The organism is Vibrio sp. T20 (genome assembly GCF_007858795.1).
Lineage (GTDB): Bacteria > Pseudomonadota > Gammaproteobacteria > Enterobacterales > Vibrionaceae > Vibrio > Vibrio satsumensis.
Genome location: NZ_VFEB01000028.1, coordinates 1 through 289, shown reverse-complemented (window position 1 = coordinate 289; position 289 = coordinate 1). Strand labels below are relative to the sequence as shown.

The 289-nt window shown below is 39.1% G+C and carries 1 protein-coding gene; it reads right to left on the bottom strand.

Going from position 1 to position 289, the window contains the following annotated elements:
* On the bottom strand, positions 1-289 hold a 289-nt coding region (locus FTW16_RS01470; RefSeq protein WP_146489807.1), incomplete at both ends, for a hypothetical protein.

The following is a 289-nucleotide window of genomic DNA, read 5'->3' as shown; positions in this document are numbered from 1 at the left end:
GTGCGATCGACATTAATGCAGAGGAATACTCGGTAAGACGTTTAACTACTGAAATATAAACAACACGCCACACAATGAAAATCACAATAACCAGACCTATCATGGAGATAGCCGAGAGCGACCATTGAGCCAAACTCAGAGTGGATGTCAGTTCATCTACTGCTTTCTTTGTACTCCGATTTGAATCATCAATAAGTTGATTGACGGTGGTATTTAATTGAGAAAATAACTGCAAAGTATTCTGCATTAAGAGTTCGGATTGTTTGTTGTTCTCAAACCTCTCTAGAGC